General features: G+C 72.4%; 10 protein-coding genes. 3 read left to right on the forward strand and 7 right to left on the reverse strand.

The features are described from left to right. Positions 1-71: 71 nt before the first annotated feature. The gene (locus IE308_RS31870; protein ID WP_190220573.1) at positions 72-2108 is read right to left on the reverse strand and encodes a serine/threonine-protein kinase; all 2037 of its coding nucleotides are present in this window, start codon (positions 2106-2108) and stop codon (positions 72-74) included. Positions 2109-2303: 195 nt separating this feature from the next. After that, positions 2304-4010, reverse strand: coding sequence for a glycerol-3-phosphate dehydrogenase/oxidase (locus IE308_RS31875; protein ID WP_190220574.1), 1707 nt, complete (start codon positions 4008-4010; stop codon positions 2304-2306). Between the two features lie 246 nt (positions 4011-4256). Here IE308_RS31875 and IE308_RS31880 point away from each other — a divergent pair, with 246 nt between their 5' ends. After that, positions 4257-5465, forward strand: a complete 1209-nt coding sequence (locus tag IE308_RS31880) for a nucleotide sugar dehydrogenase (protein ID WP_110629872.1) — start codon at positions 4257-4259, stop codon at positions 5463-5465. A gap of 549 nt (positions 5466-6014) precedes the next feature. On the opposite strand, the gene IE308_RS31885 is transcribed toward IE308_RS31880, so the two are convergent. The 4 genes from IE308_RS31885 to IE308_RS31900 all read right to left on the reverse strand — a co-directional run bounded on the left by IE308_RS31885 (position 6015) and on the right by IE308_RS31900 (position 10555). After that, the gene (locus IE308_RS31885) at positions 6015-7139 is read right to left on the reverse strand and encodes a GuaB3 family IMP dehydrogenase-related protein (protein ID WP_110629871.1); all 1125 of its coding nucleotides are present in this window, start codon (positions 7137-7139) and stop codon (positions 6015-6017) included. A 116-nt stretch (positions 7140-7255) separates the two neighbouring features. After that, the gene (guaB, locus tag IE308_RS31890; protein ID WP_190220575.1) at positions 7256-8758 is read right to left on the reverse strand and encodes an IMP dehydrogenase; all 1503 of its coding nucleotides are present in this window, start codon (positions 8756-8758) and stop codon (positions 7256-7258) included. Between the two features lie 164 nt (positions 8759-8922). Then, positions 8923-9513 carry a sigma-70 family RNA polymerase sigma factor gene (locus IE308_RS31895; RefSeq protein WP_110629869.1) on the reverse strand — a complete coding sequence of 197 codons (591 nt, stop codon included), beginning with the start codon at positions 9511-9513 and terminating at the stop codon, positions 8923-8925. 430 nt (positions 9514-9943) lie between these two features. Continuing rightward, complete coding sequence (locus tag IE308_RS31900; protein WP_003948568.1) at positions 9944-10555, reverse strand: response regulator transcription factor; 612 nt, start codon at positions 10553-10555, stop codon at positions 9944-9946. 380 nt (positions 10556-10935) lie between these two features. Here IE308_RS31900 and IE308_RS31905 point away from each other — a divergent pair, with 380 nt between their 5' ends. Next, positions 10936-11265 carry a WhiB family transcriptional regulator gene (locus tag IE308_RS31905; protein ID WP_110629868.1) on the forward strand — a complete coding sequence of 110 codons (330 nt, stop codon included), beginning with the start codon at positions 10936-10938 and terminating at the stop codon, positions 11263-11265. Between the two features lie 71 nt (positions 11266-11336). Here IE308_RS31905 and IE308_RS31910 read toward each other — a convergent pair whose 3' ends face one another. Beyond that, complete coding sequence (locus IE308_RS31910) at positions 11337-12245, reverse strand: LysR family transcriptional regulator (protein ID WP_110629867.1); 909 nt, start codon at positions 12243-12245, stop codon at positions 11337-11339. Positions 12246-12325: 80 nt separating this feature from the next. Between IE308_RS31910 and IE308_RS31915 the strand changes: the two genes are divergently transcribed. Beyond that, positions 12326-13006, forward strand: a complete 681-nt coding sequence (locus IE308_RS31915; RefSeq protein WP_110636935.1) for an MOSC domain-containing protein — start codon at positions 12326-12328, stop codon at positions 13004-13006. The last annotated feature ends 34 nt before the right edge of the window (positions 13007-13040 follow it).

The raw sequence follows: 13040 nt of genomic DNA on the forward strand, positions 1-13040 counted from the left end.
GGCAACCCGCAAAGAGGGGATGCGAGATCCTGTGCCGGTATCTCAGCTGCCACTTTGCGGAGGGCGCTCCCTCACTTCTTCGGCGCGAACGTCTCGGTCAGCGTCCGCCAGGTGTTCTTGCGCAGGTCGCCGTGCCAGTCGTCGGCCTTCGCGGTGTACATCAGGCCGTACCCGAGGTGGCTGTTCACGACGAAGCCGCGGTCGATGGTCCGGTACGTCGTGCCGTCGTCGGCGTAGGTGAACTCCCAGTCGGCCGCGTTCCAGCCCCGGTAGCCCACCTTCTCGATGCGGATGCGGTCGTACTGGGCGCGCTGCATGGAGCGCTCCTGGTTCCGCCAGTCCGCGACCGGGTCGTCCTTCGGTGTGGTGGTCCAGCCGATGAGCAGCTTCTGGCCGTCCGGACCGGTGAAGCGGTCGCCGGCAGAGCTCGTCTTCTGGAACTTCCAGCCCTCAGGCAGCCCGATCGCGTACCCCTGGCCGCCCTTGTAGGTGGTGGCGACCGCGTCGGCGTCCGCGTCGCCGCCCGCGCTCGCGGACGCCGTGCCGCCGCTTGGCGTCGTGCCGGTGCCGGGCGTGCTGCCCGCGCCGTTCGGCGCGGAGGCGGACGCGCCCCCGTCGGGGCCGGTGGCGGCGCCGGTGTCCTCCTTGGGGGAGGCACTGGCGACGGCACCCGAACCGCCCTTGCCGCGCGCGCCGTTGGAGCCGCCGTCGTCGTCCCCGCTGAGCGCGAAGGCGAGGACGGTGCCCAGCACGGCCAGCACCACCGCGACCGCGATGATCACCAGGGTGCGGCGGGGTACGACGTCGGTGAGCGGCGCCCGCGGCACGGGCCGCGGCGGCAGGTCGAGGTCCGGCGGCGGTACGACGCCCCAGCCGGACCGGGCGCCCGGCCGGCCGGTGCCCTGCTGCCCGATGCCCGGCGCCGGGGACGCCGAGGTGACCGCTGCGGGGCCCGCGGCCGGGCCCGCCGTACCGGCGCCGGACGTCCCGCGCGCGGTGGTCGTGCGGGCATCGGCGGCCGTCCCGACCGCACCGGCCTCGGATCCGGCGGCGCCGGTCGCCGCGCCGGACGCCCCGACCGCTCCGGCCGCCTTGCGCACGGACCGCAGCGCGCCGCGCAGCCGGTCGGCCGCGTCCTCGCCCCGCTTGCCGGCGGGCCGGGCCGCGCCGCCGCGTCCCGAGGGCGCGTCCGGCTGCGGGGGCAGCGGTACGACCCGGGTCGCGTCCAGCGCCTCCGGTCCGGCCTCCTTCGGGTCCGGGGCGTTGATCACCGCGTTGAGCAGCACGCGGGCGCCCGCGTCGTCCAGCCGCTGGTCCGGGTCCTTGGTGAGCAGGCCGTAGATGACGTCCCTGAGCGGGCCGGCGTTCTTCGGCTCGTCCAGCGGCTCGGTCATCACCGCGGTGAGCGTGGCGATCGCGGAGCCCTTGTCGTACGGCGGGACGCCCTCGACCGCCGCGTACAGCAGGCCGCCCAGCGACCACAGGTCGGCGGCCGGTCCGGGCTTGTGGCCGCGGGCGCGCTCGGGGGAGATGTAGGAGGGGGCGCCGACGAGCATGCCGGTGGAGGTGATGGACGGGTCGCCCTCGACCTGCGCGATGCCGAAGTCGGTGAGCACGACCCGGCCGTCCTCGGCGATCAGCACGTTGGACGGCTTCACATCGCGGTGCAGGATGCCCTCGCGGTGGGCCGAGCGCAGCACGTCGAGGACGGCGAGGCCGACCTCCGCCGCGCGCCGGGGCTCCAGCAGCCCGTCCTCGCGGATGACCTCGGCGAGGGACTTGCCCTCGACGAGTTCCATCACGATCCAGGGCCGGTCGTCCTCCTGGACGACGTCGTACACCGTGACCGCGCTGGTGTTCCGGATCCGCGCGATTGCCTTGGCCTCACGCAGGGTGCGCGTGATGAGCCGGCGCTTCTCCTCCTCGTCGATGTTCGAAGGGAACCGCAGCTCCTTGACGGCGACCGTGCGGCCGAGGGTCTCGTCCTCGGCGCGCCACACCGTGCCCATGCCGCCGCGGCCGAGTACGTCTCCCAGCCGGTAGCGCCCGGCGAGGAGACGTGCGCTCTTGTCCTGACGGGATGTCCCCGCCCGCTCCGCCTCCGACATGCGTCCCCTCTGCAACCCGCCCTGACAGAGCCTCCATTGTCCCTCACCCGACAAGTGCCCGACGCACCGAGGGTCCCCCCGACGCACCGCACCCGGAACCTTCCGTTCCGTGCACGGTGGGCCGGAACGGAACGTTCCGAAAGGGTGGATGACGGACCGCCAAGAGGGCGGGGGACAGCGGGACCGGCGGCCGCGTCACAACGGGACGATGTCCGGCGCCCCCAGCCGTGCCGCGTCCGCCGTCCGGTCGTCGGGCTGCAGCTGCGACTCGCGCTCGGCCTCGACGCGCTTCTCGTAGTGCTCGACCTCGCGTTCGACCTGCTCCTTGTCCCAGCCGAGCACAGGGGCCATCAGCTCGGCGGCCTCGCGGGCGCTGCGGGTGCCCCGGTCGAAGGTCTCGATGGAGATGCGGGTACGCCGGGTCAGGACGTCGTCCAGGTGCCGGGCGCCCTCGTGCGAGGCGGCGTAGACGATCTCGGCGCGCAGGTAGTCGTCGGCGGCCTGCAGGGGCGCGCCGAGCGAGGGGTCGGCGACGACGAGGTCCAGGACCTCCTCGGCCATCGAGCCGTAACGGTTCAGCAGATGCTCGACGCGCACCACGTGCAGCCCCGTGCGGGCCGCTATCCGCGCCCGCGCGTTCCACAGCGCGCGGTAGCCCTCCGCGCCGAGCAGCGGCACGTCCTCCGTGACGCAGTCGGCGACGCGCAGGTCGAGCCCGCGGACGGCCTCGTCGACGGCGTCCTTGGCCATCACCCGGTACGTCGTGTACTTGCCGCCCGCGACCACGACCAGGCCCGGCGCCGGGTGGGCGACGGTGTGCTCGCGCGACAGCTTGCTGGTGGCGTCGGACTCGCCGGCCAGCAGCGGGCGCAGACCGGCGTACACGCCCTCGACGTCGTCGCGGGTGAGCGGCACCGCGAGGACGGAGTTCACGTGCTCCAGCAGGTAGTCGATGTCGGCGCTGGAGGCGGCCGGGTGGGCCTTGTCCAGGTTCCACTCGGTGTCGGTCGTGCCGACGATCCAGTGCCGGCCCCAGGGGATGACGAACAGCACGGACTTCTCGGTGCGCAGGATCAGCCCGGTGGAGGAGCTGATGCGGTCGCGGGGCACGACGAGGTGGATGCCCTTGGAGGCGCGGACGTGGAACTGCCCCCGCTCCCCCACCATGGCCTGCGTGTCGTCGGTCCACACGCCCGTGGCGTTGACGATCTGCTTGGCGCGGATCTCGTACTCCCCGCCCGCCTCCACGTCCTGCACCCGGGCGCCGACCACCCGCTCGCCCTCGCGCAGGAACCCGGTCACCCGCGCGCGGTTGGCGGCCTTGGCGCCGTACGCCGCGGCCGTGCGCACCAGCGTGGCCACGAAGCGGGCGTCGTCCATCTGGGCGTCGTAGTACTGCAGCGCCCCGACCAGGGCGTCCTTCTTCAGGCAGGGCGCCACACGCAGGGCGTGACGGCGGGTCAGATGACGGTGCACCGGCAGGCCGCGGCCGTGCCCGCGGGCCATCGACATCGCGTCGTAGAGCGCGACGCCCGACCCGGCGTACAGCCGCTCCCAGCCCTTGTGCTGGAGCGGGTACAGGAACGGCACCGGCTTCACCAGGTGCGGGGCGAGGCGCTCCAGCAGCAGGCCGCGCTCCTTCAGCGCCTCGCGGACGAGCGCGAAGTCGAGCATCTCCAGATAGCGCAGGCCGCCGTGGATCAGCTTGCTGGACCGGCTGGAGGTGCCCGACGCCCAGTCGCGCGCCTCGACCAGCCCGGTGGACAGACCGCGCGTCACGGCGTCCAGGGCGCTGCCGGCGCCGACGACACCGCCGCCGACCACCAGCACGTCCAGTTCCCGCTCCGCCATCGCCGCGAGTGACTCCGCGCGCTGTGCCGGCCCCAGTGTCGCTGTCCTCACCGCTGCCTCCCGATCGTCGGCTGGCTCCTACCCAGAGTCTGACCGTCTTGCCCCACTTCAGCCACCACGCACCCCCAGCCTGTGGACAACGTGCGGGAACGCGCGCGGAAACACCTTCCGAAACGAGGCGGATCAATCCCACATAACGGTCATATTTACTCCTAGTCTGACAGTGCGCTCGCCCGTTGTGTCCACCGGGCTTGCGCGCCTGTCCCGCTTCGGTTACTGGGAAGGACGGCCCACGCCATGCCCGCAGATCTCGCCGTCATCGGACTCGGCCCGCTCGGCCTGCCCCTGGCCCAGGCAGCCGTCGCCGCCGGCATCCCCACGGTCGGCTACCGCACGGGCCCGGAGGCCGGCTCCCTCAGCCCCGCCGAACTGCGCCGGATGCTCGCCCTCGGCTTCCGCCAGGCCACCGGCCCCGCCGAACTCGGCCGGGTCCGCACGGCCGTCCTGTGCGTGCCCACACCGCGCGCCCCCGACGGCGGCCTCGACCTGTCCCAGCTGGAGTCGGCGGCCCGCACCCTCGCCGGGCACATGCGCCCGCACACCACCGTCATCCTGGAATCGCCGGTCCACCCCGGCACCACCGAGGACTTCCTGCGGCCCCTCCTCGAAGAGGTGTCCGGCCTGCGCGCGGGCCGCGACTTCCACCTCGCCCATTCGCCCAGCCGGGTGGATCCCGGAAACCGCGCCTTCACCCCGGCCAACACCCCGAAGGTCATCGGCGGCCTCACCCCCGCCTGCACCGAGTCCGCCGCCGCGTTCTACGGCCGGATCACCGACAAGGTGGTCCGCGCGCGCGGGCTGCGCGAGGCGGAGGCCGTGCAGCTGCTGGAGACCAACTACCGGCACGTCAACATCGCCCTGGTCAACGAGATGGCCGTGCTGTGCCACGAGTTGGGCGTCGACCTGTGGGACGTCGTGCGCTGCGCGGAGACCAAGCCGTTCGGCTTCCAGGCCTTCCGCCCCGGCCCCGGCGTCGGCGGCCACTCCGTCCCGCAGGACCTGACCGCGCAGGGCGGCCGCGGCCTGCGCATGGTGGAACTGGCCCAGCAGGTCAACGCCCGTATGCCCCGGTACGTCGTCCAGCGCGCCGCCGCCCTGCTCAACGAGCACGGCAAGTCGGCGCGCGGCGCGCGCGTGCTGCTGCTGGGCGTCACCTACAAGGCCGACCTCGCCGACCAGCAGAACACCCCCGCCGAGGAGATCGCCACGGGCCTGATGCGGCTCGGCGCCGCCGTCAGCTACCACGACCCGCACGTCCCGACCTGGAGCGTCCTGGACCGCCCGGTCCCCCGCGCGGACTCCCTCTACGAGGCGGCGGCCGACGCGGACCTCACGATCCTCCTCCAGCAACACCGCACCTACGACCTCCAGGGCCTGTCGGTAAAGGCCCAGCTCCTCCTGGACACGCGGGGGGCGACGCCTACGGGGGCGGCGCATCGGTTGTGACTGGGGGCGCGTGGGGGCGTGGGGGGCCGGGACTGGTGGCGTGGGGAATCGCCCCCCGGTAACTTGGGAGGTGGAGCCCACCGCAGCCGGTTACTGCAGCAGGCTCCTGATGGATCACGGGTGTCCGTCCCTAGCTTTCATAGGGACGGCCGCTCACCATCCGAAAAGTCGCAAGATCCACCTCCTCCGGAACTTCACCAGCCGAAGCCGGATCCCATCCCAGCGAGTGGGCTTGCGATGGCGTCCCATGGGCGCCCCCTTCCACGACACCGCCCAATAGCCCGGGTGGACGGTCCGTTTCGGAACGCGGGCCGGGCCCCGCGGGCGGGGGTCCGGAACCATGTCCTTGGAAGGGGGCGGCCCAGAGAGCTTGGGTCGCCGATCACGGACACTACCGCCGCCCTACGCCCGTTCGGCCCCCATTCGCCCCGAACGCAACCGCGCGCCCCCTCCCCCGCAATGCGCCCCCTGACCAGGTACAACAGGGCATGCGAAAGGGCCGGTCACTCCTCTCGGGAGTGACCGGCCCTCGGCCGTGCTGCGTACTGCCTACCGGCGGTGCTGGGAGTCCGCGACCGTCACCTCGACGCGCTGGAACTCCTTCAGCTCGCTGTAGCCGGTGGTGGCCATCGCGCGGCGCAGGGCGCCGAAGAAGTTCATCGAGCCGTCCGGCGTGTGCGAGGGGCCGGTGAGGACCTCCTCGATCGTGCCGACCGTGCCGAGGTCGACCTTCTTGCCGCGCGGCAGCTCCTCGTTGACGGCCTCCATGCCCCAGTGGTGGCCCTGGCCCGGCGCGTCCGTCGCGCGGGCGAGCGGCGAGCCCATCATCACCGCGTCGGCGCCGCAGGCGATCGCCTTGGGCAGGTCGCCGGACCAGCCGACGCCGCCGTCCGCGATCACGTGCACGTACCGGCCGCCGGACTCGTCCATGTAGTCGCGGCGGGCGGCGGCCACGTCCGCCACGGCCGTGGCCATCGGGACCTGGATGCCGAGCACGTTGCGCGTGGTGTGCGCGGCGCCGCCGCCGAAGCCGACGAGCACGCCCGCGGCACCCGTGCGCATCAGGTGCAGGGCCGCGGTGTAGGTGGCGCAGCCGCCGACGATCACCGGGACGTCCAGCTCGTAGATGAACTGCTTCAGGTTCAGCGGCTCGTGCGAGGACGACACGTGCTCCGCCGACACCGTCGTACCGCGGATGACGAAGATGTCCACGCCCGCGTCCACGACGGCCTTGGAGAACTGGGCCGTGCGCTGCGGGGAGAGCGCGGCGGCGGTGACCACGCCCGCGTCGCGCACCTCCTTGATGCGCCGGCCGATCAGCTCCTCCTTGATGGGAGCGGCGTAGATCTCCTGGATGCGGCGGGTCGCCGTCTCGACCGGCAGCCCGGCGATCTCGTCGAGCAGCGGCTGCGGGTCCTCGTACCGCGTCCACAGGCCTTCGAGGTTGAGCACGCCGAGGCCGCCCAGCTCGCCGATGCGGATCGCGGTCGCCGGGGAGACGACGGAGTCCATCGGGGCCGCCAGGAAGGGCAGCTCGAAGCGGTAGGCGTCGATCTGCCAGGCGATCGAGACCTCCTTCGGGTCCCGCGTACGGCGGCTGGGGACGACGGCGATGTCGTCGAAGGCGTACGCCCGGCGGCCGCGCTTGCCGCGCCCGATCTCGATCTCAGTCACGTTGGTGGCCTTTCCCTGATGCGTTGCAGCGTCTACCAGTATCGCCGACGGGTACAGCAAGGGCGGCCCCGGAGCATCCCGGGGCCGCCCTCATGCGCGGCACGCGTGCGCGTGGCTCACTTCTTGCTGTAGTTCGGCGCCTCGACCGTCATCTGGATGTCGTGCGGGTGGCTCTCCTTCAGGCCCGCCGCGGTGATGCGCACGAAGCGGCCCTTGGACTCCATCTCCGCGATGGTGGCGGCCCCCACGTACCCCATGGTCTGGCGCAGGCCGCCGACCAGCTGGTGCAGGACGTTGGCGAGCGGGCCGCGGTAGGGCACCTGGCCCTCGACGCCCTCGGGGACGAGCTTGTCGTCGGAGGCGACCTCCGCCTGGAAGTAGCGGTCCTTGGAGTACGACCGGCCCTGGCCGCGGGACTGCATGGCGCCCAGCGAGCCCATGCCGCGGTACGACTTGAACTGCTTGCCGTTGATGAACATCAGCTCGCCCGGCGACTCCTCGCAGCCCGCGAGGAGGCTGCCCAGCATCACCGTGTCGGCACCGGCGGCGAGCGCCTTGCCGATGTCGCCGGAGTACTGCAGGCCGCCGTCGCCGATGACGGGGATGCCCGCGGGCCGGGCCGCGAGGGCGGCCTCGTAGATGGCGGTGACCTGCGGGACACCGATGCCGGCGACCACCCGGGTCGTACAGATCGAGCCCGGGCCGACACCGACCTTGATGCCGTCGACACCGGCGTCGATCAGCGCCTGGGCGCCGTCACGGGTGGCGATGTTGCCGCCGATCACGTCGACGTTCACCGCCGACTTGATCTTCGCCATCCAGCTCAGGGCGTTGCTGTTGTGGCCGTGGGAGGTGTCGACGACCAGGAAGTCCACGCCGGCCGCGGCGAGCGCCTGGGCGCGCTCCAGCGCCTCGGGGCTGGCGCCGACGGCGGCGCCGACGAGCAGACGGCCCTCGGCGTCCTTGGCGGCGTTCGGGTACTTCTCCGCCTTGACGAAGTCCTTGACGGTGATCAGGCCCTTGAGGACGCCCTCGTCGTCGACGAGCGGCAGCTTCTCGATCTTGTGCTTGCGCAGCAGCTCCATGGCGTCCGGGCGGGAGATCCCGACCTTGCCGGTGACCAGCGGCATCGGGGTCATGACCTCGTGCACGCGGCGGCTGCGGTCGGTCTCGAAGGCCATGTCACGGTTGGTGACGATGCCCAGCAGCTTGCCCGCCGGGTCGGTGACCGGGACACCGCTGATCCGGAACTTGGCGCACAGCGCGTCAGCCTCGGCGAGCGTGGCCTCCGGGTGCACGGTGATCGGGTCGGTGACCATGCCGGACTCGGACCGCTTCACCAGGTCGACCTGGTTGACCTGGTCCTCGATGGACAGGTTGCGGTGCAGGACACCGACGCCGCCGAGGCGGGCCATCGCGATCGCCATGCGCGACTCGGTGACCTTGTCCATGGCGGCGGACAGGAGCGGAATGTTGACCCGGACATTGCGGGAGATACGGGACGAGGTGTCGACCGCGTTGGGGAGCACCTCGGATGCACCCGGCAGCAGCAGCACGTCGTCGTAGGTCAGCCCGAGGGTCGCGAATTTGTCGGGCACTCCGTCGACGTTGGCAGTCATGACACCTTCCCCAAATGGCCTTGATCGGTGCGGATGTCCATGCTAACGGGAGATGGACCCGTCTCATTCCACGGTCCGCGACCGCATCCGGCTTCGTATGTTCGTACGGAATCCAGTGGTCGCCTGTTCGACCAAGGTGCCGATCCGGCCGGGGCCAGGCCCAGTTACTGCTCGGCGAGCGCCCGGAGCCGGCTCAGCGCGCGGTGCTGGGCGACCCGGACGGCGCCGGGTGACATTCCCAACATCTGCCCGGTCTCCTCCGCGGTGAGGCCCACGGCGATGCGCAGCAGGAGCAGCTCGCGCTGGTTCTCGGGCAGGTTGGCCAGCAGTTTCTTGGCCCATTCGGCGTCGCTGCTGAGCAGGGCGCGCTCCTCGGGGCCGAGGGAGTCGTCGGGCCGCTCGGGCATCTCGTCGGACGGCACGGCCGTCGAGCCGGGGTGACGCATCGCGGCCCGCTGCAGGTCGGCGACCTTGTGGGCGGCGATGGCGAAGACGAACGCCTCGAAGGGACGGCCGGTGTCCTTGTAGCGGGGCAGCGCGAGCAGGACGGCGACGCAGACCTCCTGTGCGAGGTCCTCGACGAAGTGGCGGGCGTCGCCGGGCAGCCGGGACAGCCGCGTACGGCAGTAGCGCAGGGCGAGGGGGTGGACATGGGCGAGCAGATCGTGCGTGGCCTGCTCGTCCCCGTCGACGGCGCGGTGCACGAGGGAGCCGATCGCCCCCTGGGCAGGAGTGGCCGCCTCGTCGTCACGCATCGGTCCATGGTGCCCTGCGGCCGAAGGGTCCGCGGCACCGTGCCCGTCGTTGTGCACCGAAGCGTTATGAGCAGGTGCGCCGGAACTCATCCCCTGCGCCCTCCCCTTCCGCTCGACCGACTCCCCGAGGAACTCCACACCTCAAGGATGCGGCATCCGCGCCGAAACGAGCAGCGGGCCGTCGGCGGGCCTCGTCACACACCCCGCCGGCGGCGGGCGGAACGGGGCACTGCGGGGGGCGCACACCCAGGTCGGACCACGTGGACAGCCCGGAAGGACACGGCCCACGCGCGCGTGCCGCGCGTGCGCCGTGCGCCACCGGTACGGCCCGCGGCCGTCGCCGGGACCGCCGCTCCACGGCGGGCGGGGGCAGCCCCGCCCCCGCTGCGATCCGTGGAGCGCCCCGGGTCGTGTCCGCGACGGACACGGCCTAGCGCACCAGGCCCCACCGGAAGCCGAGCGCCACGGCGTGCGCGCGGTCCGAGGCGCCGAGCTTCTTGAACAGGCGCCGGGCGTGCGTCTTGACCGTGTCCTCGGAGAGGAACAGCTCACGGCCGATCTCGGCGTTGGACCGGCCGTGGCTCATGCCCTCCAGGACCTGGATCTCGCGGGCGGTGAGGGTGGGCGCGGCGCCCATCTCGGCCGAGCGCAGCCTGCGCGGGGCCAGCCGCCAGGTCGGGTCGGCGAGCGCCTGGGTGACCGTGGCCCGCAGCTCGGCGCGGGAGGCGTCCTTGTGCAGGTAGCCGCGGGCGCCGGCGGCCACCGCGAGGGCGACGCCGTCGAGGTCCTCGGCGACGGTGAGCATGATGATGCGCGCGCCGGGGTCCGCGGACAGCAGCCGGCGGACGGTTTCCACGCCGCCCAGACCGGGCATGCGGACGTCCATCAGGATCAGGTCGGAACGGTCGGCGCCCCAGCGGCGGAGGACTTCCTCGCCGTTGGCCGCCGTCGTCACGCGCTCGACGCCGGGCACGGTCGCGACCGCGCGGCGGAGCGCCTCTCGGGCAAGCGGGGAGTCGTCGCAGACGAGGACGGAAGTCATGGCCGCCCTCCGCAGCTGATGCGCGTCACCTTGTGCCTCCAGGCTGGTACGAAATCGTCACCTGTGCGGTCGACCGTCTCGGACGCCTGCCCGAGCGCTTGTGTTTTCAACCGCCTCCGCACTCTCAACGACGGTCACTCGAAAGAGTTACGGGGCCGTGTGCCATCTTGAGCACTCTACGTGAGGGGGCGGATACAGCGGAGATGCGCGCGGCAGACCCTCAAGCTTTCATCACAACCGTGCCCCATTCGGCCCTATTTCTTCCCATCTACCAGTGTCTGAGGCTAGATTCGCAATGAGTCATATTTTCATCTCCTTAGATCGTAGATGTACGGTCGTGGGCACCGTATCCGCTCGAAACGGCTGCAAGGGGTCACGCAATGGCAGATTTCTCCCGCCTTCCCGGACCGAACGCGGACCTGTGGGACTGGCAGCTCCTGGCTGCATGCCGCGGGGTGGACAGCTCGCTGTTCTTCCATCCGGAGGGCGAGCGAGGTGCCGCTCGCAGCGCTCGCGAGAACTCGGCCAAGGAGGTCTGCATGAGGTGCCCGGTCCGCGCCCAGTGCGCGGCACACGCGCTGGCGGTACGGGAACCGTACGGCGTGTGGGGCGGGTTGACGGAGGACGAGCGCGAGGAACTGATGGGGCGGGCGCGCAACCGGCTGGTGTCGGCGTCGGCAGCAGGCGGCGACGTCGCTTCGAACAACTGAAGGAACGTTTCTTCGAAACAGAGGGCACGCACACGCGTGCCCTCACTTCGTGCACCCGCGCACAAAGGGGCCTAGCGGGCCGCGGCCCGGGCCAGCTGCTCCAGCGTCGCCGCCACCGCCGGCACCTGGGCGAGGTCGGGGAGCGTGAGGGCCACGACCTCACGGCGCACTGACGGTTCAAGCGTCAACATGCGTACGCCGCGAGGCCGTACGGACTCCACCGCGAGCTGGGGCAGCACGGCCACCCCGAGGCCGGCGCCGACCAGGCCGACCACGGCCGGGTAGTCGTCGGTGGCGAAGTCGATGCGCGGGGTGAATCCCGCGGCCTCGCAGACCTCCACCAACTGCCCGCGGCAGCGTGGGCACCCGGCGATCCACGGCTCGCCGGCCAGCGCGCCGATGGCGACGGACCCCGCCGGGGCGGCGGAGCGCGCGAGGGGGTGCCGCTCCGGCACGAGGGCGATCAGCGGGTCGCGCAGCAGGGGCCGTACGACGAGGTCGTCCCACTCGTCGGCGACGGCCGCGCCCTCGTAGCGGAAGGCCAGGGCGATGTCGCAGTCGCCGGCCCGCAGCTTGTCCACGGACTGCGGCGGCTCGGCCTCCTCCAGGGAGACCCGGGTGCCGGGGTGCGCGGCGCGCAGGGCGGCCAGCGCGGTCGGGACCAGGGTGGAGCTGCCGCTGGGGAAGGACACCAGCCGGACCCGGCCCGCGCGCAGGCCCGCGATGGCGGCGACCTCCTCCTCGGCGGCGGTCAGCCCGGCGAGGATCCCGGCCGCGTGCCGGACCAGCGCCTCCCCCGCCTGGGTCAGCCGCATCTCGCGGCCGCTGCGCACCAGCAGCGGGGTGCCGACCGAGGCCTCCAGGGCCTTCATCTGCTGGCTGACGGCGGGCTGGGTGCACCCGAGCTCCCGCCCCGCCGCCGAGAAGGAGCCGGTGGCGGCGACGGCGCGCAGGACGCGGAGATGGCGGGCCTCGATCACCCTCTGAGCATAAGTGATTCTTGGACACGGTGGCCAATAATGCGTCGACACTTTGAGCCGGGGTGGCCTACCGTGCGGGCATGAAGCTTCTCTCGGTGAATGTCGGACAGGCGCAGGCCGTCCCCTACACGGACCAGCCGCAGGGCCTGACCGGCATCGACAAGCGCCCGGTGGAGGGCCCGGTGCGGGTGGCGGCGCCCGGACCCAAGGGCGTCGGGGCGAGCGGGCTGGCCGGGGACGCGGTGTGCGACACCCGCCACCACGGCGGCGACGACCAGGCGGTGTACGCGTTCGCCCGCGAGGACCTCGACGACTGGGAACGCGAGCTGGGTCGGACCCTGCGCAACGGCAGCTTCGGCGAGAACCTCACCACCGAGGGCCTCGACGTGTCGGATGCGCTGATCGGCGAGCGGTGGCTGATCGGCGGCGCGGTGCTGCTGGAGGTGACCTCGGGGCGCATCCCCTGCCGTACCTTCCAGGGCCATCTGGGGGAGCCGGGCTGGGTGAAGCGGTTCACGCGCAAGGGCGCGACGGGGGCCTATCTGCGGGTGATCGAGCCCGGCGAGATCCGCGCGGGCGACAGCATCGAGATCGTGCACCGCCCGGACCACGGCATCACGGCCGCGCTGGAGTTCCGCGCGACGACCACGGAGCGCACGCTGCTGCCGCGGCTGCTGGCGGCGGGTACGGCGCTGCACCCGGAGGCGCTGGCGGCGGCCCGCGCGTACGTGGAGAAGTACGGGGAGCCGCAGGGCGTCTGACCGGGGCTCAGCGCAGCGGACGCCGTCGGTCCGG

This window comes from Streptomyces griseosporeus (assembly GCF_014656055.1).
Taxonomy (GTDB): domain Bacteria; phylum Actinomycetota; class Actinomycetes; order Streptomycetales; family Streptomycetaceae; genus Streptomyces; species Streptomyces griseosporeus.